22 protein-coding genes and 1 tRNA gene are annotated in these 22,095 nt (G+C 42.7%); 21 read left to right on the top strand and 2 right to left on the bottom strand.

The window, feature by feature from the left end; genetic code table 11:
* Positions 1 to 7 precede the first annotated feature (7 nt).
* The 12 genes from hisB (at position 8) to AC3ISE_RS20105 (ending at position 10,675) form a co-directional block, all read left to right on the top strand.
* Complete coding sequence (gene hisB / locus AC3ISE_RS20160; RefSeq protein ID WP_489222351.1) at positions 8 to 595, top strand: imidazoleglycerol-phosphate dehydratase HisB; 588 nt, start codon at positions 8 to 10, stop codon at positions 593 to 595.
* Positions 596 to 1,231: an imidazole glycerol phosphate synthase subunit HisH gene (hisH, locus tag AC3ISE_RS20155; protein WP_489222350.1), complete on the top strand. Its 636-nt coding sequence runs from the start codon at positions 596 to 598 to the stop codon at positions 1,229 to 1,231.
* Positions 1,228 to 1,965 (top strand): 1-(5-phosphoribosyl)-5-[(5-phosphoribosylamino)methylideneamino]imidazole-4-carboxamide isomerase, encoded by a 738-nt coding sequence (hisA, locus tag AC3ISE_RS20150; RefSeq protein ID WP_489222349.1) that lies wholly within the window; start codon positions 1,228 to 1,230, stop codon positions 1,963 to 1,965. Before hisH ends, hisA begins: the two co-directional genes overlap by 4 nt.
* Positions 1,962 to 2,720, top strand: coding sequence for an imidazole glycerol phosphate synthase subunit HisF (hisF, locus tag AC3ISE_RS20145; protein WP_489222348.1), 759 nt, complete (start codon positions 1,962 to 1,964; stop codon positions 2,718 to 2,720). The genes hisA and hisF overlap by 4 nt, the downstream gene beginning before the upstream one ends.
* On the top strand, positions 2,717 to 3,349 hold the full coding sequence (hisIE, locus tag AC3ISE_RS20140; RefSeq protein WP_489222347.1) for a bifunctional phosphoribosyl-AMP cyclohydrolase/phosphoribosyl-ATP diphosphatase HisIE: 633 nt from the start codon (positions 2,717 to 2,719) through the stop codon (positions 3,347 to 3,349). Before hisF ends, hisIE begins: the two co-directional genes overlap by 4 nt.
* A gap of 699 nt (positions 3,350 to 4,048) precedes the next feature.
* Positions 4,049 to 5,518, top strand: coding sequence for a tetratricopeptide repeat protein (locus AC3ISE_RS20135; RefSeq protein WP_489222346.1), 1,470 nt, complete (start codon positions 4,049 to 4,051; stop codon positions 5,516 to 5,518).
* A gap of 103 nt (positions 5,519 to 5,621) precedes the next feature.
* Positions 5,622 to 6,572, top strand: coding sequence for a thioredoxin-disulfide reductase (gene trxB, locus AC3ISE_RS20130; RefSeq protein WP_133312656.1), 951 nt, complete (start codon positions 5,622 to 5,624; stop codon positions 6,570 to 6,572).
* Positions 6,573 to 6,954: 382 nt separating this feature from the next.
* On the top strand, positions 6,955 to 7,413 hold the full coding sequence (locus AC3ISE_RS20125) for an 8-oxo-dGTP diphosphatase (RefSeq protein ID WP_489222345.1): 459 nt from the start codon (positions 6,955 to 6,957) through the stop codon (positions 7,411 to 7,413).
* 52 nt (positions 7,414 to 7,465) lie between these two features.
* Positions 7,466 to 8,353: an RNase adapter RapZ gene (rapZ, locus tag AC3ISE_RS20120; RefSeq protein WP_489222344.1), complete on the top strand. Its 888-nt coding sequence runs from the start codon at positions 7,466 to 7,468 to the stop codon at positions 8,351 to 8,353.
* A complete protein-coding gene (locus tag AC3ISE_RS20115; RefSeq protein WP_489222343.1) occupies positions 8,354 to 9,313 on the top strand; it encodes a gluconeogenesis factor YvcK family protein in 960 nt (319 codons plus the stop codon). It abuts the gene before it with no gap.
* A 128-nt stretch (positions 9,314 to 9,441) separates the two neighbouring features.
* Positions 9,442 to 10,392 carry a DNA-binding protein WhiA gene (gene whiA, locus AC3ISE_RS20110; RefSeq protein WP_309193010.1) on the top strand — a complete coding sequence of 317 codons (951 nt, stop codon included), beginning with the start codon at positions 9,442 to 9,444 and terminating at the stop codon, positions 10,390 to 10,392.
* 25 nt (positions 10,393 to 10,417) lie between these two features.
* Positions 10,418 to 10,675: an HPr family phosphocarrier protein gene (locus AC3ISE_RS20105; protein ID WP_133312653.1), complete on the top strand. Its 258-nt coding sequence runs from the start codon at positions 10,418 to 10,420 to the stop codon at positions 10,673 to 10,675.
* Positions 10,676 to 10,775: 100 nt separating this feature from the next.
* Here AC3ISE_RS20105 and clpP read toward each other — a convergent pair whose 3' ends face one another.
* The gene (clpP, locus tag AC3ISE_RS20100) at positions 10,776 to 11,375 is read right to left on the bottom strand and encodes an ATP-dependent Clp endopeptidase proteolytic subunit ClpP (protein WP_489222342.1); all 600 of its coding nucleotides are present in this window, start codon (positions 11,373 to 11,375) and stop codon (positions 10,776 to 10,778) included.
* A 423-nt stretch (positions 11,376 to 11,798) separates the two neighbouring features.
* Here clpP and AC3ISE_RS20095 point away from each other — a divergent pair.
* Positions 11,799 to 11,874, top strand: a tRNA-Arg gene (locus tag AC3ISE_RS20095).
* Between the two features lie 454 nt (positions 11,875 to 12,328).
* Here the strand turns inward: AC3ISE_RS20095 and yvfG are convergent.
* Positions 12,329 to 12,547, bottom strand: a complete 219-nt coding sequence (gene yvfG / locus AC3ISE_RS20090; protein WP_070878068.1) for a protein YvfG — start codon at positions 12,545 to 12,547, stop codon at positions 12,329 to 12,331.
* 78 nt (positions 12,548 to 12,625) lie between these two features.
* Between yvfG and rpoN the strand changes: the two genes are divergently transcribed.
* The 8 genes from rpoN (at position 12,626) to eno (ending at position 21,479) form a co-directional block, all read left to right on the top strand.
* Entirely contained in the window at positions 12,626 to 13,945 is a 1,320-nt protein-coding gene (gene rpoN, locus AC3ISE_RS20085) for an RNA polymerase factor sigma-54 (protein ID WP_489222341.1), read from the top strand.
* Positions 13,946 to 13,959: 14 nt separating this feature from the next.
* Complete coding sequence (locus AC3ISE_RS20080) at positions 13,960 to 14,217, top strand: glutaredoxin family protein (protein WP_489222340.1); 258 nt, start codon at positions 13,960 to 13,962, stop codon at positions 14,215 to 14,217.
* A 131-nt stretch (positions 14,218 to 14,348) separates the two neighbouring features.
* Positions 14,349 to 15,377 (top strand): sugar-binding transcriptional regulator, encoded by a 1,029-nt coding sequence (locus tag AC3ISE_RS20075; RefSeq protein WP_133312651.1) that lies wholly within the window; start codon positions 14,349 to 14,351, stop codon positions 15,375 to 15,377.
* A 53-nt stretch (positions 15,378 to 15,430) separates the two neighbouring features.
* Positions 15,431 to 16,438: a type I glyceraldehyde-3-phosphate dehydrogenase gene (gap, locus tag AC3ISE_RS20070; RefSeq protein ID WP_070878074.1), complete on the top strand. Its 1,008-nt coding sequence runs from the start codon at positions 15,431 to 15,433 to the stop codon at positions 16,436 to 16,438.
* 134 nt (positions 16,439 to 16,572) lie between these two features.
* On the top strand, positions 16,573 to 17,757 hold the full coding sequence (locus AC3ISE_RS20065) for a phosphoglycerate kinase (RefSeq protein WP_309193002.1): 1,185 nt from the start codon (positions 16,573 to 16,575) through the stop codon (positions 17,755 to 17,757).
* Positions 17,758 to 17,871: 114 nt separating this feature from the next.
* The gene (gene tpiA / locus AC3ISE_RS20060; RefSeq protein WP_489222339.1) at positions 17,872 to 18,633 is read left to right on the top strand and encodes a triose-phosphate isomerase; all 762 of its coding nucleotides are present in this window, start codon (positions 17,872 to 17,874) and stop codon (positions 18,631 to 18,633) included.
* The gene (gpmI, locus tag AC3ISE_RS20055) at positions 18,626 to 20,161 is read left to right on the top strand and encodes a 2,3-bisphosphoglycerate-independent phosphoglycerate mutase (protein WP_489222338.1); all 1,536 of its coding nucleotides are present in this window, start codon (positions 18,626 to 18,628) and stop codon (positions 20,159 to 20,161) included. The genes tpiA and gpmI overlap by 8 nt, the downstream gene beginning before the upstream one ends.
* A 25-nt stretch (positions 20,162 to 20,186) precedes the next feature.
* A complete protein-coding gene (eno, locus tag AC3ISE_RS20050) occupies positions 20,187 to 21,479 on the top strand; it encodes a phosphopyruvate hydratase (protein WP_070878081.1) in 1,293 nt (430 codons plus the stop codon).
* Positions 21,480 to 22,095: the final 616 nt, after the last annotated feature.

The following is a 22,095-nucleotide window of genomic DNA, read 5'->3' as shown; positions in this document are numbered from 1 at the left end:
ACTGAAAATGGAAAGAACATCAAGTCTGCAAAGAACAACAAACGAAACGGCCATCTCCCTTTCTCTTTCAATTGACGGAGAAGGGATTTCTGAATTAAATACAGGCGTTCCGTTTATGACACATATGCTTGATCTGTTTACTAAGCATGGCCAGTTTAATCTATCTGTTGCGGCGATTGGAGATACGGAGATTGATGGCCATCATACGACAGAAGATATCGGCATTTGTCTCGGACAGGCGTTCAGAGAAGCATTAGGCGATAAAAGAGGAATCAAGCGCTATGGTCAGGCAATGGTTCCGATGGATGAAGCTCTTGCTCAGGTTGTCGTTGATTTAAGCAACCGTCCTCACTTTGAACTTAAAGGTGAATTTCCAAGTCCTACAGTAGGAAACTTTGATACGGAGCTTGTGCATGAATTTCTTTGGAAGTTTGCTCTTGAAGCGCGGATCAATCTTCATGTCATCGTCCACTACGGCCGAAACACTCATCACATGATTGAAGCAGTTTTCAAAGCTTTAGGCAGAGCGCTTGACGAGGCATCAACAATTGATCCGCGGATTAAAGGAGTCCCGTCTACGAAGGGAATGTTATAAATGATCGGAATTATTGATTATGGCATGGGGAATTTGTACAGCGTGAGCAAAGCACTTGAGCGCTTGAACATCGGCTATTTCATTTCAGAAAACCTTGAAGAGCTTGAAAAAGCGGATGGCTATATTCTTCCCGGAGTTGGTTCCTTTAAGGATGCAATGGCGATTTTAAATGAAACAAAACTAACGGGTTATATTCAAAAGATTGCAAGCGAAGGAAAGCCGCTGCTTGGTATTTGTTTAGGGATGCAATTATTATTTGATTCCAGTGAAGAAAATGGTTTCACTGAAGGGCTCTCGCTTTTAAAAGGGAGTGTCGTGCATTTTCCTGCAGATCTGATGAAAAAAGAGCAGCTGAAGGTGCCGCACATGGGCTGGAATCGATTACTCATGCACCAGCAGAGCGATCTTCTAGAAGGTCTTGAAGAAGGCTATTCCTATTTCGTGCATTCTTACTATGTGAAGGCTGAAAAGAGCAGCACCGTCATTGCAAGTGCGGACTATGGCGTTGACGTTCCGGCAGTTGTTGGTGAGAAAAATATATTCGGCACGCAATTTCATCCTGAAAAAAGCAGTCACTTAGGCATAGGCATTTTGAGAAACTTCGTCAAAATCGTTGAAGAGAAGGTGAAATCATGAGTGAATTTATTATATATCCTGCAATCGATATGCGCGGAGGGAAATGTGTCCGGCTTATACAAGGCGATTATGCAAAAGAAACAGTTTACGGCGATTCACCTTACGAGATGGCAAAAGTATTTGCTGATAAAGGGGCGAAATGGATTCACATGGTGGATCTGGATGGAGCCAAAGCTGGTAAAAGAGTCAATGACAAGCATGTTCTTGAAGTCGCAGAAAAGCTGAATGTAAACGTTCAGATAGGCGGAGGGATCCGTACAGAGGAAGACGTGGAGTATTACATTTCAAATGGGGTATCTCGTGTTATTCTAGGAAGCTCAGCCATCTCAAATCCTGATTTTGTGAAAAAAATGCTTGTGAAATACGGAAGCAAAATAGCCATTGGGATTGATGCAAAAGATGGCTATGTTTCAACTGAAGGATGGATTGAGACGTCAACAGTAAAGGCTGCTGGTCTTGGCGTGGAGCTTGCTGCTGCAGGTGCAGAGGTGTTTATTTTCACCGATATCGCCACAGACGGCATGCTATCAGGACCCAATATTGAAGCTGTGCTCGAAATGGCGAAGGCTACCGGCAAAGAAGTGATTGCATCAGGCGGAGTCAGCTCTCTGAATGATTTGGTGGAGCTTGCTGCTTTTCAAAAAGAAGGGGTGGCAGGCGCGATCGTGGGAAAAGCGCTCTATACAAATCAATTTGATCTTGCACAAGCCTTAGAAGAGGTGGCGCGGGCATGATTACAAAACGGATCATTCCTTGCCTTGATGTAAAAGACGGCAGGGTGGTAAAAGGGATTCAATTTTTAGGTCTGAGAGATGCAGGAGATCCTGTAGAGCTAGCCACCTTTTATGACAAAGAGGGCGCAGATGAGCTTGTCTTTTTAGATATATCAGCTTCTCATGAAGGCAGAAAAACAATGGTGGATGTAGTGGAACGAGTTGCAGCGCAGCTTGCGATTCCATTTACAGTGGGGGGCGGCATCAATTCGCTTACCGATATGAAGAAAATCCTTCGTGCAGGTGCGGACAAAGTATCCGTCAATACATCAGCAGTGCTGCGCCCCCAACTGATTACAGAGGGTGCGCGATTCTTTGGTTCCCAGTGCATTGTTGTAGCCATTGATGCAAGGTTTGATGAAGAAAGCGGCAGTTATAAGGTATACACTCACGGCGGAAGAAAAGAAACAGAGTGGGAAGTGACAGAGTGGGCCAGGGAAGCTGTTAAGCGCGGCGCGGGCGAAATTCTGCTCACAAGCATGAACAGCGACGGTGAAAAAAGCGGATTTGATCTTGCTTTAAATAAAATGGTCAGTGGGTCTGTTTCCGTTCCTGTCATCGCTTCAGGCGGTGCGGGAAACGCTGAACATTTCGCAGAGGCATTCATGGAAGGCAAAGCGGATGCTGCTCTTGCCGCTTCGATTTTCCACTATAAAGAAACATCAGTGAAAGAAGTAAAAGACTACTTAAAAACGCAGGGAGTGAATGTCAGATGAATCTGCAATCCGTAAAGTTTGATCAAAATGGCTTAGTCCCTGCAATCGTTCAGGATGCCGTCAGCAAGGAAGTTCTGACTCTAGCCTATATGAATGAAGAGTCGCTGCAAAAAACAATTGAAACAAAAGAAACATGGTTTTACAGCCGTTCCAGACAGGAGCTTTGGAACAAAGGGGCTACTTCCGGCAATACCCAGGAGGTTGTTGGCTTAAAATACGACTGCGATCAGGATGCTCTGCTTGTATTGGTGAAGCCTGCGGGTCCTGCGTGCCACACTGGCGCGTACTCTTGTTTTTCAGAAAATGTGTTTGGCGATTCTAAGCAATCTAAAGCAGACCGCTTTGAAATCCTTAACACTTTGGAAAAATTGATCGCAGAACGTGAGGCAGAAATGCCTGAAGGCTCTTATACAACGTACCTGTTCACAGAAGGCGTCGATAAAATCCTGAAAAAAGTGGGAGAAGAAGCATCAGAAGTCATCATCGCCGCCAAGAACCGCGACGCGGATGAACTTAAATGGGAAGCAGCAGACCTATTGTTCCACTTAATGGTGCTGCTCCGTGAACAAAAGCTTCCGCTGGATGAAGTACTGGATGTTTTGGAAGAGCGTCATTTACCGAAAAAGTAGTGGAAGAGTCCTCGTTTTGAGGGCTTTTTTGTCGTTAAGGAAATTATAAAAGTTAATAGGTTTGGGTAATGAAAAAAAGTTATCTGCGTCAAGCGTAAGCGCCTGGATCCTCGCTCAGAACGAATTCCCAAAAAAAGTCGGGACCGAACCTTTCTGTCAAATTCTTATCTGCCTGCCGGAGCGGGCCTTGGCGTCTGTACTTTTGTTCTGTTTTGGCACTTGTTTAGCGATGGAATGTTAGGAATCTGTTTTGAATGGTGAAAAATTTCTACCTAGATTGGATAGTGAGCCGCAATTTTGAGTGAACTTAACAGTTACTTGCCAGAATCGCACTTTTACTTGCCGAAACAGCTTCTTTACTGTCGAAAACCAGTGAAATACTATCCGTTCTTGAGGATTTACTTTCTTTTTTCCAAATCACTCCCAGTGTATCGGATTAAGTTGTTATGTTCTCTCCTTGGAAAATTGTATCAATACTGAAAATGGACCTGATCTGTCAGTGTGCCAACCCCAAATCCAACACAACTATTTCCTTCCATCCCGTTTGCCGCACCGCCGATTTGCCTAAGCTAAGACCATGTGCATAAGGCAGTATTCTTGTTTTTTCAATCGGTTTAATAATTTTTACCATTCCTATTGTCGTACTTCCCCAGTGTGGTATACTAACCTACGGCAGAAGTAAAGAAATGGAGGATTTCAGTGGGAAAACAATCAAGTAACACTAAGCAAAAAGCGCAGATTGTCCCTTTCTTCCAAGACGGACAGTACTTTTACCGTAAGGGCATGAAAGCCTATCGGGAACGCGATCTTTTAAGAGCGAGCAAGTGGATACAGCGTGCGATTCAGCTTGAGCCGAATCATATTGTCATGCTCAGCCAGCTTGCAGCCATTTATACCGAGCTTGGAAAATACCAGCAATCTAATGAGCTTTTAACATACATTCTTAAGAATATTGATAAAGATTTGACAGAATGCCATTACTTTATGGCGAATAATTACGCACATTTAGGTCTCTTTCATGAAGCCTACAAATGCGCAATTGAATATCAGACAAAAGAGCCGAATGGCGAGTTCATTGAAGAAACAGAAGATCTCCTTGATTTGCTGACGATAGAAGGGGCAGATGAAGAGGATCCTTTTTTAGATTCAGATGAATTGATAGTTAAGCAGGATGCTGCAAAATCCCTTTTGGAAAATGGGAAATTAGAAGAGGCCATTTCCTTATTAAAAGAAATCGTCACGGATTTTCCGGAATTCTGGTCTGCTTACAACAACTTGTCATTAGCTTATTTTTATATGGGCGACGTTCAGAAGGCGAAAGATTATTTAGATATGGTGCTCGACAAAAATCCGGGCAATCTCCATGCACTATGCAATCTTCTCGTGTTCTATTACTATGAACGGCAGGATGATAAAGTGGAAGAATTGGCGCAAAGACTTGGACACATCTATCCGATCCTTTTTGAACACCGCTATAAGCTTGGTGCGACTTTTGCATTGGTCGGACAATATGAGCTTGCCTTTAAATGGCTTAGAGCCATCTACAGACAAGGTTTTGACGGGGATGATACCTTCTTTTACTGGCTTTCCTATTCGGCTTATTTTACCGGAAAAGAAGAACTTGCCAGAACAAGCTGGGATCGGGTGATTGAAATCAATCCGGAAAAAGCCGGTTCAGAACCATGGAAGCCGGATAAGAAATCAGTGGAACGTCCAATGACGATGCCGATTGAAGAGCGTCTGCTTGCGATTTTTTTGGCAGCTGAAACAAAGCAGCTTGATCAGATTCAATTCTTCCAATCAGCGAAAGTTCCTCAATCAGTCTTCGAAAGAGAGTTTATGGATCTTGCAATTGCGCATGTTAATGGAGAGATTAAAAAAAGTGTCTCTGAGAAATCAAAGTTCACTTACCAGGCAGCGCAAGTCCTGTTTGAAAACAATAAAACCCTGAACGAAGGACTTTATTTGTTCTTCTTTAAAACAGCGTTAAAAGCAAAAAGAGAAGAGATGCCGCTTAAAAACCACCTTGCATGGGCCGGAGCCCTGGAATATGTTTGGAAAAAAGAGAATGGCTATAAAGTGACGCAGACAGAGCTTGCGAAGCAATACTCCATTTCAGGCAAAACTCTTTCAAAGTACTCAGCTTTCATCAAGAACTTATGGACGTGAGCAAAAAAATGGCACGAAGCTCTATTCTTTTATAGGATATGAGTATGGGAAACGAGATCTCCCGTAAACAATCAATTGTTGTGAACACAAGGAGTGAAGAACGATGTCTGAGGAAAAAATTTACGATGTGATTATAGCTGGTGCAGGTCCTGCCGGAATGACAGCTGCTGTTTATACATCCAGAGCAAATCTTTCAACTTTAATGATCGAGCGCGGTGTTCCTGGAGGACAAATGGCCAATACAGAGGACGTTGAAAACTATCCTGGTTTTGACCATATTCTTGGACCTGACTTATCAACAAAAATGTTTGATCATGCGAAAAAATTCGGTGCTGAATATGCATATGGCGATATAAAAGAAATTATCGACGGCGAAGAATACAAAACCGTTGTGGCCGGAAGCAAACAATACAAAGCACGTTCTATCATTATTTCAACTGGTGCCGAGTACAAGAAAATTGGCGTTCCAGGAGAAAAAGAACTTGGCGGCCGCGGAGTTTCTTACTGTGCTGTCTGTGACGGCGCATTCTTTAAAAACAAAGAACTAATCGTTATTGGCGGAGGCGACTCTGCAGTAGAAGAAGGCGTTTATTTAACACGATTCGCATCTAAAGTAACAATTGTCCACAGACGAGATGAGCTTCGTGCACAAAAAATTCTTCAGCAGCGCGCATTTGATAATGAGAAAGTAGATTTCATCTGGAATCATACGATTAAAGAAATCAACGAAAAAGACGGCAAGGTCGGCAGTGCAACACTTGTAAACACTCAAACAGGCGAAGAGACTGAAATGAGTGCGGACGGCGTATTCATTTATATCGGAATGCTGCCTCTTTCAAAACCGTTTGCATCTATCGGCATTACAAACGAAAACGGATATATCGAAACGAATGAGCGCATGGAAACGAAGGTGCCTGGCATCTTTGCAGCAGGCGATATCCGCGAAAAATCATTGCGTCAAATCGTCACAGCTACAGGCGATGGCTCAATTGCAGCACAAAGTGCTCAGCATTTTGTGGAAGAGTTAATGGAAAAAATTAAAGCTGGTAGCTGATTTTCGCTAATGCTTTAAAGAGTTAACAAAAACGTAACTCGGTTTTAACTAACCTGTAACACCACTGAAATAATAATGGGGTACTATATAAATAGTAATTGACCCCCTTTTATAAATAAACTTTTGAGTACGGGCGCCCTTTCCCGTACTCCTTTTTTTGTTATAAGATAATCCACCATGCCTGCGCTTCCGCTTTTCTAGTGTTTATTTTCCTTTGAAACTTTTATCCGAGCAAACACGTATATAAACCACACACATCATTCCATTAAAAAATAAGTCTGTAAGCAGCCTCCGTTCATTGTGAGGTTGTCTTTGAAATAGTATAATAAAAGGTGAGAAAATATGTTTAGACTACCCGAACGAACCCAGAGGTGAAAGACTTTTGCAAAGAGTAACGAATTGCGTTTTAGTACAGGACAATAAAATTCTTCTCCTGCAAAAACCGAGAAGAGGATGGTGGGTGGCGCCTGGCGGAAAAATGGAGCAAGGTGAATCGATTAAAGACACTGTCATCCGAGAATATCGCGAAGAAACAGGCATATATTTAAAAAACCCAAAAATTAAAGGGATCTTCACCTTTATTATTAAAGATGGAAATGAAATTGTATCAGAGTGGATGATGTTTACATTTTTTGCAACGGAGTTTACAGGTGAGAATGTAGCAGAGTCTGAGGAAGGAAAGATCAAGTGGCATTCATTAGATGAAGTAAGCGTTCTTCCAATGGCTCCCGGCGATCATCATATTCTTGAATTTATGATGAAGGGTGCAGGGCTGATTTACGGCACCTTTACTTACACACCTGATTTTGAACTGCTGGCATATCGATTAGATCCGCAGTAAGCGATCCATTCATTTATATAAAAGCGTGATAATGAGAGAGGAGGCAATCTGCATGAGTACAGGCAGTGTTCAGGATATTAAGATGGTAATTATTACAGGCATGTCAGGAGCAGGCAAAACGGTTGCCATTCAAAGCTTTGAAGATCTTGGTTATTTTTGTGTAGATAACCTGCCGCCTAATCTGCTTCCGAAGTTTCTAGAGCTGATGAAGGAATCCGGCTCTAAAATGAACAAAGTTGCACTTGTGATGGATTTGCGGGGACGCGAATTTTTTGAAAGCCTGTTTCAGGCACTGGATGATATGGCGGAAAAGACTTGGATTAATCCTCAAATTCTTTTTCTGGATGCTAAAGACGCTACCCTTGTTACAAGATACAAGGAAACGCGCAGATCTCATCCATTAGCTACAACAGGCTTGCCTTTAGAAGGCATTAAAAACGAAAGAGAATTGCTTGAGGAGCTGAAAGGCCGCTCGCAGATGATCTTTGACACATCTGAATTGAAGCCTCGTGAACTGAGAGAAAAAATACTGAAGCAGTTTGCGGAAGATGCTGAGCATACTTTCTCAGTAAATGTGCTCTCGTTCGGTTTTAAATACGGAGTCCCGATCGATGCTGATTTAGTATTTGATGTCAGATTCTTGCCGAATCCGCATTATATCGATCATATGAGACCGAAAACAGGCCTTGAAGAGGAAGTTTCCTCATATGTTCTAAAATGGACAGAGACTCAGAAGTTTTTAGAAAAGGTCCTGGATTTGCTTACCTTCATGCTGCCTTATTATAAAAGAGAAGGAAAAAGCCAGCTTGTCATTGCAATAGGATGCACAGGCGGCCAGCACCGTTCGGTTACACTGGCGGAACACATTGCGAAGCACTATAAAGATGATTATCAGACGCACGTATCACATCGTGATATAGAGCGCAGAAGCCGTCATTAAATGACTGAAACTGCATATAGGCCAAAGGTTGTCATAATCGGCGGAGGTACCGGTTTGTCTGTACTTTTGCGGGGGTTAAAAGTATACCCTGTAGATATTACAGCAATTGTTACAGTTGCAGATGATGGCGGGAGCTCAGGCCGGCTCCGTGATGAACTCAAAATACCGCCGCCAGGTGACATTCGCAATGTGTTAGCTGCGCTTTCAGATGTTGAGCCGTTAGTAGAAGATTTATTTCAGCATCGTTTTAATAAAGGAAACAGCCTTACAGGCCACTCTCTTGGAAATCTTATCTTGGCAGCGATGACGAATATTACAGGCGACTTTTTCCATGCTGTGAGGGAAATGAGCAAAGTCCTTAATGTGCGCGGAAAAGTTCTGCCTGCTGCAAATCGAAGCGTCGTCCTTCATGCTGAAATGGAGGATGGAACGATTGTTTCAGGAGAATCGAAAATTCCATACTCCGGCAAGAAGATTAAACGGGTCTTTTTATCACCTGAATCCATTGAGCCTCTTGAAGAGACGATCGAAGTGATTCGCCAGGCTGATTTAATTCTCCTGGGTCCTGGAAGCTTGTACACGAGCATCCTGCCGAACCTTCTCGTTCCAAAAATCGGTGACGAGGTCTGCAAGGCGAAAGCGAAAAAGGTTTATATTTGCAATGTTATGACTCAGGCTGGTGAAACCCTTGATTTCACTGCAAGCGATCATGTAAAAGCTTTGAATGAACATATGAAATGCACGTTCATCGATACAATATTAGTGAATGATGAAGAAATTCCTGATATGATGAAAGCATTATATGCAGAAGAACTGGCTAAACCTGTTTATTATGACATAGAAGCACTGCGGGGTTTAGGACTCGAAATTGTTCATGACAAGATTGTTTCCTATGAAAATAACGTAATCCGTCATGATACAGTGAAAGTTGCCAAGCTGCTGTATGATATGATCACTTAATAAATTAGGCTTTTTCAGGGGAATTACTGCTTTTATAGCCTTAAGTCCAGCAGCAATTTTTGCGAAAAAGCCAAAAAAAATAAAGAGTGCAAACGAATGCATTCATAAGGATTGGAGGGTGCAGAAAGATGTCCTTTGCTTCTGAAACAAAGAAAGAATTAACCAACATAGAATCTAAAGCCTGTTGTTTAAAAGCGGAGTTATCTGCACTCATCCGAATGAACGGCTCTCTTTCTTTTTCGAATCGAAAATTAATCCTGGACATTCAAACCGAAAATGCAGCAATAGCTAGAAGAATATATACTCTCTTAAAAAAGCAGTATGACGTTTCTGTCGAGCTGCTTGTGCGGAAGAAAATGCGTTTGAAAAAGAATAACGTCTATATCGTTCGGCTGATAGAAAAAGCACGTGAAATATTAGAGGATCTTGGAATACTCGGAGAGAACTTTACATTTGAAAGAAGTATTTCCGAGGAGCTTGTTAAAAAGAAATGCTGCAAGCGATCCTATATAAGGGGTGCCTTTTTGGCAGGAGGATCGGTTAATAATCCGGAGACTTCATCCTATCATTTAGAGATTTTTTCATTATATAAAGAGCACAATGACTCTCTGTGTGAACTAATGAATTCCTTCCATTTGAACAGCAAAACGCTCGAACGGAAAAAAGGATACATTACCTATTTGAAGGAAGCAGAAAAAATATCTGATTTTCTCAGCATCATCGGGGGACACCAGGCGCTTCTCCGCTTTGAAGATGTACGGATTGTCCGCGATATGAGAAACTCCGTCAACCGTCTCGTCAATTGTGAAACCGCTAACTTAAACAAAACAATTGGAGCAGCCATACGCCAAGTCGAGAACATTAAATTCATCGATGAAAAAATGGGTCTTGAAGCACTGCCCGACAAATTAAGCGAAATTGCACGTCTTCGGGTAGAGTATCAGGATGTAACGCTTAAAGAATTGGGTGAAATGGTTTCAAGCGGCAAAATCAGCAAGTCAGGCATCAATCACCGCCTGAGAAAGCTTGACGAAATTGCAGAACAACTAAGAAATGGCCAGCCGGTAACGATCAAATAACAAGGGGAAAGAAGAGGGGATCCACATGGTTGAGAAACAGGTCGAAGTTCGTTTGAAGACAGGCTTACAAGCCCGTCCAGCAGCACTATTTGTACAAGAGGCTAATCGTTATTCATCAGACATCTTTTTAGAGAAAGACGGGAAAAAGGTGAACGCGAAGAGCATCATGGGTTTAATGAGCCTTGCAATCAGCACGGGCTCAGTAGTTACTCTTATCGCAGAAGGCCATGACGAGTCAGAAGCTTTAGAAGTTCTATCTCAATACGTAAAGCAAGAAGCATAAAAAACGGCCATTGGCCGTTTTTTTTGCATAATTAGCGTAGAGGAAATCAGCTTCACTACATAAAAAACAGAACGACCCTAGGCCGTTCTGCTGTATCTGCTTATTTTTTATCAGGCAATGTATTGCGGTTCATCACTTTATCAATCAAGCCGTACTCAAGGGCACGTTCTGCCGTCATGAAGTTGTCGCGGTCTGTATCGCGTGCGATTACTTCGATTGGCTGGCCAGTGCGGTCAGCAAGAATTTGATTCAGCTTATCACGCAAGAACAAGATGCGTTTTGCAGCGATCTCAATTTCAGTTGCCTGACCTTGAGCTCCGCCAAGCGGCTGATGAATCATGACTTCACTGTTTGGGAGAGCATAGCGTTTGCCTTTAGCGCCTGCTGCAAGGAGGAATGCTCCCATAGAAGCGGCCATACCGATGCAGATTGTTGATACTTGCGGTTTAATGAACTGCATTGTATCGTAAATCGCCATACCGGCTGTAATTGAACCGCCAGGGCTGTTAATGTAGATAGAGATGTCTTTCTCTGGATCTTCAGCTTCCAAGAATAAAAGCTGTGATACAATTGAGTTTGCCACGTTATCGTCAATTCCGCTTCCAAGCATGATAATGCGGTCTTTTAAAAGACGTGAGTAAATGTCGTATGCACGTTCACCGCGGTTCGTTTGTTCAATAACTGTAGGGATTAAATTCATCGTATTTCCTCCTTTTAATAAAGGTAAATTTTATGTACTCTCATCATACAACTATGGTCAATAAAGGTCAAACGAAACGCTGTTCTTTGATGCTTTTTCTTGCACTTAATATGTATATGTCTAAGAAGCTGACTGTAACCATGTTACCCAATTTTTCTTTTTTTCAAACGGGAGGAGCGCGGCTTGCAGGCCTTCTTTAGCAAGGTTCATTATTCAGAGTTCTCCCGAAACTTTTGTAAGTATGTATTCGGCAGGCTCTTCAAAAAACCCTTTATATTTTCGTTCAGCTGCCTGCCGACTTTTAAGGATAAGTAAGCTATATCTTTGATTTTCTTCAGGAATTTACTCAGGTCCAAAAATACCGCTTGATACATGTGCTGGTTTTATCGTATAATAGCGCTACTGACTAATAAACATTTATATGCGCTCGTAGCTCAGTCGGATAGAGCGGTGGTTTCCGGTACCACGTCTGTCGGAGGTTCGAATCCTCTCGAGCGCGTCACTTAAAGAAGGAGCTGGTTTTTTGACCAGCTCCTTCTTATTTTATAGCTCTATTCGTAAACTTTGTTGCTGTTAGACTAGATATTTAAAACCATAAGTGGATTGCAGCGGAAGGAACTTGACTCCTGCGGGAATTAGAGCGAAATGGGAGACCCCGCAGGCATGCCGAGGAGGCTTCCACGCTCCCCGCGGAAAGCAAGTTCCTGGAGCGGAAAGGAACGGACAACATTTACAATCGAAAACAACACTCTATGCGAAAACAGCCTTTTTTATTAATGTTAAGAAAAAAAGCCCCGCCAGATTAACCTGGCGGGGCATGTTTGAATGGAATTAGAAATAATATGTAAGAGTCCAGTAAGCCGCACTGGACAAGAAGTGTATATTGCCGTGCTTGACGACTCAACAATTCTTATTGTAAGGCATGAATCCCATTTTGTGAACAGGTAAATTTTTCAATTATTTATAGATTTGATCGTATTGTAGGCCTCGTCCAAATTCTGAATCCGTTTTAAAACCACTGAGTTTTTTGTAAGCTGATCCTGGACCAGTGCGGATACGACTGATCGATAATAACGGTTCATGGCGTCAAGCTTCGGAACATGGCCTTCATTCTGTTTAATGTGCTCTTTAAAATTTTGCTCAAAGTAGGGCACTGAAAATAACTCACTCATTGATATCTCTCCTTTGAAGTTCTTTCCATACAATGATGGACCGTTTTCGTGTAAAATGAGAAGCAGGGGGAACGAACTATGGATATGAAAGTCGGTTTATTTCAAGAGCAATCATTAAAACTCAATATGACTCAAGAATTAAAGCAAGCGATTACTCTCCTTCAATATTCTTCTATGGAGCTTGCCTCCTATATAGAGGACCTTACCCTTGAAAATCCCCTCATCGAATTAAAAGAAAAGCCTGAATCAGGCGTATTGTATCATACCTCATCACGGACAAAAATGACAAGTTCATCAAAGAACAGCGATATGATTGAAAACGTATCGAATCTTGGGACAACACTTCAGCAGCATTTGGAAGCACAGCTGCTTGGCATGAAGCTGACTCCATCAGAAAAGCGCGCTCTTCATATTCTGATTCAGGCTCTTGATCCTAACGGATACATAGAAGCGGACCTTAGTGTGCTTTCCGACAAATTCAATTTAAGTGCCGAAGAGTTAAATCAGCAGCTGGCTGTCTTGCAAAAGCTTGACCCGGCAGGAGTAGGAGCAAGAAATCTTCAGGAATGCATTTCCATTCAGCTTGCAAGACTGCCCAAACGAAATAAAACAGCCGAATTAATCGTGAACGACTATTTCTACTTATTCGCGGAAAAATCATGGAAAGAGCTAGCGAAAATAACAAAACTTGATTTGAAAGAAATACAAAGCGTCCAGGATTTCATAAAAACGCTGCATCCGCGCCCTGGCCTTGCCTATCATCACGCTCATGATAACTATATTGTTCCTGAGCTGACCGTAGCTAAAGTTCAAGGGGAATGGCAAGTTATGTACAACGATGACATTTCTCCTAAGGTTGCCGTTAACTCTGCCTATGAATCTAATTTTACTTCTATAGAAGATTCAGAAGTAAAGCATTATCTGTCTGCTAAGCTCAATCAATGCAGATGGCTGATTAAAACGCTCAATCAGCGGAAAGAGACCATGATGAAAGTAATGAAAGAAATTGTCCGGAGACAGACGGACTTTTTCGAAAAAGGCGAATTATTCATGAAACCGCTGACATTAAAGGTGGTTGCAGATGCCATTGAAGTTCACGAATCTACTGTCAGCCGGACAGTTAGGGAGAAGTATGTTCAGACTCCCCATGGACTATATGAGCTGAAGTTTTTTTTCTCAAATGGTTTAGAGCAATCATCACAGGAGATTACTTCTTCAACGGTAAAAACGATCATAGAGCAAATGATCGAAAAGGAAGATAAGCTTGCGCCGCTGTCCGATCAGAAAATTGTATCCAAGCTTGCTGATGATCATAAAATCGATGTTTCAAGAAGAACGGTGGCCAAATACAGGGATCAGTTAGGCATTGCCTCGTCTTCTGCAAGAAAACGATATTAGGATGTGTATATAGGATGCTTTTAAAAATATATTCGAGAAAGAGCTGTCCTCTTTGTGTGGAAGCTCTAGAGGAACTTGAAAAGCTGAAAGAGAGCATGAATATAGAAATCGAGGTCGTTGATATTTACAGTGACGATGCTCTGCTTGAACAGTATCAGCTCATGATTCCTGTCGTTGAATATGACGGAATGGTGCTTGGGTACGGCAAAATTAAAAAAGATTTTATAAGAAAGCGGTTACTTGATAAAAAGCAAGAAACAATAGTTGAATAAGCTTTTTCACCCTGCTAAAATGAAAATATAGCAGGGATGATTTTTTTTAGGAATAGTGGGACATATTACGTCATATAGGGACGTTTTTCGTCCCGTAGGATCCGCTTTTCTATTTGAAAGGGAATTTGTACATGAGGTCAATTATAGAAGTCCAAAAAAAATTATTGCCTGATCTGCTTCAAGTTATGCAAAAACGTTATCAGATCCTTCAGTATATACGACTAATGCAGCCAATCGGACGTCGAAGTCTTTCATCTAGTCTTGGGATCAGTGAACGGGTTTTAAGAGGGGAAGTACAGTTTTTGAAAGATCAGAATCTGATCGATATTTTTTCCTCTGGCATGACATTAACGAAGGAAGGATCATCTCTGTTAAGAATTCTCGAAGAAACGATGAAAGATGTTTTAGGTTTAACGTTTTTGGAAAATACATTAAAGGAACGTTTAAATCTTAAAAACGTTATCGTCGTATCCGGAGACAGCGATCAGTTTTCATGGGTAAAGAAAGAAATGGGCAGAGCCTGTGTCGCATGCATAAAAGAGCGGCTTACAGGGGAAAATATCGTCGCTGTCACTGGTGGCACAACCATTGCCGCTGTCGCTGAAATGATGACGCCGGACAGTAAAAATCGCGAACAGCTGTATGTACCTGCCAGAGGCGGGCTTGGGGAGAATGTAGAAAACCAGGCCAATACAATCTGTGCAAAGATGGCTGAGAGAGCGATGGGAAACTACCGTCTGCTTCACGTTCCAGATCAGTTAAGCAAGGAAGCCTATCTCTCTATTATTGAGGAACCGTCGATTAAAGAGCTGCTCATGCTCATCAAATCTTCAAGTATGGTTGTTCATGGAATAGGAGACGCTAAGACAATGGCGGAACGCCGCAAAACGAAGCCTGATGATTACATAAAAATAGAGCAGGGTCAGGCAGTTGCAGAAGCGTTCGGGTATTATTTCAACCAGGAAGGCGAAGTTGTTCATAAAGTGCAGACAGTAGGTATGCAGCTGAACGATCTGGAAAAGATTCAAAACGTCATCGCAGTAGCTGGCGGAGCTTCAAAGGCCAAGGCAATCCGGGCTTACCTGAAGCAGGCAGCCGATTCCATTCTTATTACGGATGAAGGCGCCGCGAAAGAGTTAATAAGGGATCTTAATCCCTAATTATATAGTTTTCAAAAAAAATCTCTCACTTATTTAAAGGAGGAAATTTCAACATGGCAGTAAAAATTGGTATTAACGGTTTTGGACGTATCGGACGTAACGTATTCCGTGCAGCACTTAAAAATCCTAACGTGGACGTTGTAGCGGTTAACGACTTAACAGACGCTAACATGCTTGCTCACCTTTTAAAATATGACTCAATTCATGGCAGATTAGATGCTGACGTGAAAGTAGACGGAAACAACCTTGTTGTTGACGGCAAAACAATCCAAGTATCAGCAGAGCGCGATCCTGCGAAATTATCTTGGGGCGAGCGCGGAGTAGAAGTAGTAGTTGAATCAACTGGTTTCTTCACTAAGCGTGCAGATGCTGCTAAGCACTTAGAAGCTGGCGCTAAAAAAGTTATCATCTCTGCTCCTGCAACAGATGAAGACATCACAATCGTTATGGGTGTTAACCATGACAAATATGACGCTGCAAGCCACGATGTTATCTCAAATGCATCATGTACTACTAACTGCTTAGCGCCATTCGCTAAAGTTCTTAACGACAAATTCGGCATCAAACGCGGTATGATGACAACTGTTCACTCATACACAAACGATCAGCAAATTCTTGACTTGCCGCACAAAGACTACCGTCGTGCTCGTGCAGCAGCTGAAAACATCATCCCTACTTCAACTGGTGCAGCTAAAGCAGTTTCTCTAGTATTGCCTGAACTTAAAGGTAAATTAAACGGCGGAGCTATGCGTGTTCCAACTCCAAACGTTTCTTTAGTAGACTTAGTTGCTGAGCTTGACACTAACGTAACAGCTGAAGAAGTAAATGCAGCATTCAAAGAAGCTTCTGAAGGCGCATTAAAAGGAATTCTTAACTACAGCGAAGAGCCATTAGTTTCTGGTGACTACAATGGCGACCCAGCTTCTTCTACTATTGATGCTTTATCAACAATGGTTATGGAAGACAGCATGGTAAAAGTAATCTCTTGGTATGACAATGAGTCTGGCTACTCTAACCGTGTAGTAGACCTAGTTGATTACATCGCTTCTAAAGGTCTTTAATCCATAAGTCTCCCGAGACTTGGATTACAACCAAAACTAAGGTTATAATGAGTGCAAAGGGGAAGGGGAATACAGGCCCCCTCCCTTTTGCTTTGTATGCCATACCATTCCAATTAAAGGAGGAATTCCTGAAGATGAACAAAAAGTCAGTAAAAGACATCGAGGTAAAAGGGAAAGTTGTCTTCTGCCGTGTAGACTTCAACGTGCCGATGAAAGATGGCCAAGTAACAGATGACACACGCATTCGTGCAGCTTTACCTACAATTCAGTACTTAACAGAGCAAGGTGCAAAGGTTCTATTAGCAAGCCATTTAGGCCGTCCAAAAGGACAAGTTGTTGAGGAGCTTCGCTTAAACGCAGTTGCAGAGCGTCTTCAAGAATTACTTGGCAAAAATGTAGCGAAAGCAGACGAAGCTTATGGCGACTCTGTAAAAGCTGAAATCTCTAAAATGCAGGAAGGCGACGTACTTCTATTAGAAAACGTTCGTTTCTACCCTGGTGAAGAGAAAAATGATCCTGAGCTTGCAAAAGCATTCGCTGAGCTTGCTGATGTCTATGTAAATGACGCATTCGGAGCAGCACACCGTGCACACGCTTCAACTGCAGGCATTGCAGACCACATTCCGGCTGTAGCAGGATTCCTTTTGGAAAAAGAATTAGAAGTATTGGGCAAAGCATTATCAAACCCGGAGCGTCCGTTCACAGCAATTATCGGCGGAGCTAAAGTAAAAGACAAAATTGGTGTCATCGATCACCTCTTAGATAAAGTAGACAACATCATCATCGGCGGCGGACTTGCTTACACATTCATTAAAGCATTGGGCCACGAGGTTGGAAAATCTCTTCTTGAAGAAGATAAAGTTGAGCTTGCTAAATCGTTCATGGATAAAGCGAAGAAAAATGGCGTTAACTTCTACATGCCTGTTGACGTAGTTGTCGCGGATGATTTTTCAAATGATGCAAACATTAAAGTTGTGCCGATCGACAGCATTCCAAGTGATTGGGAAGGCTTAGATGCAGGTCCGAAATCCCGTGAAATCTATGCAGATGTTATTAAGAATTCAAAGCTAGTGATCTGGAACGGACCGCTTGGCGTATTTGAATTAGATGCATTTGCAGAGGGTACAAAATCTGTGGCTGTAGCACTTTCAGAAGCAAAAGATACATACACAGTCATCGGCGGAGGAGATTCTGCTGCTGCAGTTGAGAAATTCAACATGGCAGACAAAATGGATCACATTTCAACAGGCGGCGGAGCATCTCTTGAATTCATGGAAGGCAAAGAGCTTCCAGGAGTTGTCGCTTTAAACGATAAATAAGTTCTTTTACAAAATAAAAGCTGTGTGCACCAATCTGATGGTTTTTCCATTGCATGCAGCCCTGTTAGCAAAAGAGCCTAAATAAATTCTTGTTTTGTAAGGAAGGTGTGCGTGATGAGAAAGCCAATTATCGCTGGTAACTGGAAAATGAACAAAGTAATGGGCGAAGCAGCAGCATTCATCGAAGAAGTAAAAGGATTGGTTCCTTCTGCTGACAAAGTTGATGCTGTAGTTTGTGCACCTGCACTCTTCTTAGACCGCCTTGTAGAGGCTTCTAAAGGAACAGATGTTAAAATCGGCGCCCAAAACATGCATTTCGAAGAAAACGGTGCATTTACAGGCGAAACAAGTCCTGTAGCACTTAAAGACTTAGGCGTAAGCTACGTGATCCTTGGTCACTCTGAGCGTCGCGAAATGTTTGCTGAAACAGATGAAACAGTTAACAAAAAGACGGCTGCTGCTTTCAAACATGGTCTAGTGCCGATCGTTTGCTGCGGCGAAACGCTTGAAGAGCGTGAAGCAGGCAAAACAAATGATCTTGTAGGAGATCAAGTAACAAAAGCACTTACTGGTTTGACAGAAGAGCAATTAAAAGAAGTTGTCATCGCTTATGAGCCAATCTGGGCAATCGGCACTGGCAAATCTTCTTCTGCAAAAGATGCAAATGACGTTTGTTCACACATCCGTTCAGTTGTGGCAGAGAAATTTTCAAAAGAAGTGGCTGAAGCAGTCCGCATTCAATACGGCGGCAGCGTAAAGCCTGAAAATATCAAAGAATACATGGCTGAGTCTGACATCGACGGTGCTTTAGTCGGCGGAGCAAGTCTTGAGCCTCAATCTTTCTTACAGCTTTTGGAGGCAGGAAAACATGAGTAAGAAACCGGTAGCCTTAATTATCCTTGACGGGTTTGCACTTCGCAGCGAAGAGAAGGGTAATGCGGTTGTTCATGCAAAAAAACCAAACTTTGACCGATACTGGAATCAGTATCCTCACGCTACTTTAACGGCAAGCGGCGAAGCAGTCGGCCTGCCAGAAGGACAGATGGGGAATTCAGAGGTCGGGCATTTAAACATCGGTGCCGGCCGCATCGTTTATCAAAGCTTGACGCGCGTGAACGTAGCCATCCGTGAAGGTCAATTTGAGAAAAATGAAACCTTCCTTTCAGCAATGAATCACGTGAAAGAAAACGGCACAAACCTTCATGTTTTTGGATTACTTTCTGATGGAGGCGTCCATAGCCATATTAATCACCTTTTTGCTTTGCTCAGACTGGCAAAAGAAGAAGGCGTCAAAAATGTTTATATCCATGGCTTCCTTGACGGACGTGATGTTGGTCCGCAAACAGCAGAAGGATATATTAAGCAATTGAACGAAAAAATTGAAGAGTATGGTGTTGGTGCAATTGCAACCCTCTCAGGCCGTTATTACTCTATGGACCGCGACAAGCGCTGGGATCGTGTTGAAAAAGCGTACCGCGCAATGGTATACGGCGAGGGCCCAGCTTATACGGATCCGCTTGACTTAGTGGAGGATTCATATAAAAATGGAATCCACGACGAGTTCGTTCTTCCTTCTGTTATGACAAAAGAAGACGGCTCTCCTGTTGCAACAATCAGTGAAAACGATGCGGTTATTTTCTACAATTTCCGCCCGGATCGCGCAATTCAGATTTCGAACACATTTACAAACGAAGACTTCCGTTCATTTGACCGTGGACCAAAGCATCCGAAAAACCTGCATTTTGTATGTTTGACTCATTTTAGTGAAACTGTTGACGGGTATGTTGCATTTAAAGCAACGAACTTGGATAACACACTAGGTGAAGTTCTTTCGCAAAACGGGTTAACCCAGCTTCGGATTGCTGAGACGGAAAAATACCCTCATGTAACATTTTTCATGAGCGGGGGACGTGAAGCGGAATTCCCTGGTGAAGAACGCATTCTGATTGATTCACCAAAAGTCGCAACCTATGACTTGAAGCCTGAGATGAGTGCCTACGAAGTAACGGACGCGTTGCTTGGCGAAATCGAAGCGGACAAGCATAACGCGATCATTCTGAATTTCGCCAACCCAGATATGGTTGGACATTCAGGCATGCTTGAACCAACGATTAAAGCGATTGAAACAGTTGATGAATGTCTTGGCAAAATCGTTGATGCGATTCTTGCAAAAGGCGGAACAGCTATTATTACAGCGGACCATGGAAATGCTGATGAAGTGACAACCTTAGAAGGTACACCAATGACAGCACATACAACAAATCCAGTTCCTGTAATCGTAACAAAGGAAGTTTCAGGCTTAAGAGAAGATGGAATTCTTGGCGACTTAGCGCCAACCATGCTCGACTTGCTTGGAGTAGACCTTCCGAAAGAAATGACAGGTAAATCATTACTTAAAAAATAACCATTTAAAAGGAGAGAAATAAATTATGCCATACATTGTTGATGTATTTGCTCGCGAAGTATTAGACTCACGCGGTAACCCGACAGTTGAAGTAGAAGTACACACAGAAACAGGTGCTATGGGACGTGCATTGGTTCCATCTGGCGCATCTACTGGTGAATACGAAGCAGTAGAACTGCGTGACGGCGACAAATCCCGTTACCTTGGAAAAGGCGTATTAAACGCTGTTAAAAACGTAAACGAAGTAATCGCTCCTGAATTATTAGGTTTCGACGTAACTGAGCAAGTTGCAATCGATCACCTTCTAATCGAACTTGACGGCATGGAAAACAAAGGTAAATTAGGTGCTAACGCAATCCTTGGCGTATCTATGGCAGCAGCTCGTGCAGCAGCTGAATTCCTAGGTCTTCCACTTTACCAATACCTTGGCGGATTCAACGCTAAAACATTGCCAGTACCAATGATGAACATCATCAACGGCGGAGAGCATGCTGATAACAACGTTGACATTCAAGAATTCATGGTTATGCCGGTTGGAGCAGAAGATTTCCACGAAGCACTTCGCATGGGTGCTGAAATCTTCCACAGCCTGAAATCAGTTCTTCAAGGCAAAGGTCTTAACACAGCTGTAGGTGACGAAGGCGGATTCGCTCCAAACCTTGGATCTAACGAAGAAGCTCTTCAAACAATCATCGAAGCAATCGAAAAAGCCGGCTACAAACCAGGCGAGCAAGTAAAACTTGCTATGGACGTTGCAGCTTCTGAAATCTTCAACAAAGAAGACGGCAAATACCACTTATCAGGCGAAGGTGTTGTAAAAACATCTGCTGAAATGGTAGACTTCTACGAAGATCTAGTTTCTAAATACCCAATCATCTCAATCGAAGACGGTTTGGATGAAAACGACTGGGAAGGCCACAAACTATTAACTGAGCGCCTTGGCGACAAAGTTCAATTAGTTGGTGACGATCTATTCGTTACAAACACTAAGAAGCTTGCTGAAGGTATTGAAAAAGGAATCAGCAACTCAATCCTTATCAAAGTGAACCAAATTGGTACATTAACTGAAACATTTGATGCAATCGAAATGGCTAAACGCGCTGGCTACACAGCTGTAATCTCTCACCGTTCAGGTGAAACAGAAGACAGCACAATTGCTGACATCGCTGTAGCAACAAACGCTGGCCAAATCAAAACAGGTGCCCCATCACGTACTGACCGTGTTGCAAAATACAACCAGCTTCTTCGCATCGAAGATCAGCTTGGTGACACAGCTCGTTACGATGGAATCCACACTTTCTACAACATTAAAAAATAATGAATGAATAAGAAACCGCCCGGGATTTTGATCTTGGGCGGTTTTTTTGTGTTGGTACGGGTGGTGTTACGCATTGATGATGGTTAGTTAGTATACAGCACCAAATGAAAATGTCGATCTGTAGAAAGTACGCAAAACCTGGGTTAACAGCACGAACTGAAGATACTGCAACGCGGGAAGAGCGCTAACCCGGAGTTAACAGCCAAAATGATGAAGCTGCCCCGCGGGAAGTGCGCTAATCTGGAGTTAACGGCACAAAATGAAGAAGCGGCCCCGTCGGAAGAGCGCTAAACCGGGGTTAACAGCACGAACTAAAGATATTGTTCAGCTTGTAGTGTGATAAACCAGGTATAACAGCACAAAGTGAAGAAGAGGCCCAGCGGGAAGTGCGCTAAACCGGGGTTAACAGCACGAACTAAAGATATCGTTCAGCTTGAAGTGTGATAAACCAGGGATAACGGCACAAAGTGAAGAAGCGGCCCCGCCGGAAGTGCGCTAATCTGGAGTTAACAGCACAAAGTGAAGAAGAGGCCCAGCGGGAAGTGCGCTAAACCGGGGTTAACAGCACGAACTAAAGATATCGTTCAGCTTGAAGTGTGATAAACCAGGGATAACG

This window comes from Metabacillus sp. KH_069 (assembly GCF_057838075.1).
This window is presented reverse-complemented; position numbering and strand designations above follow the sequence as displayed.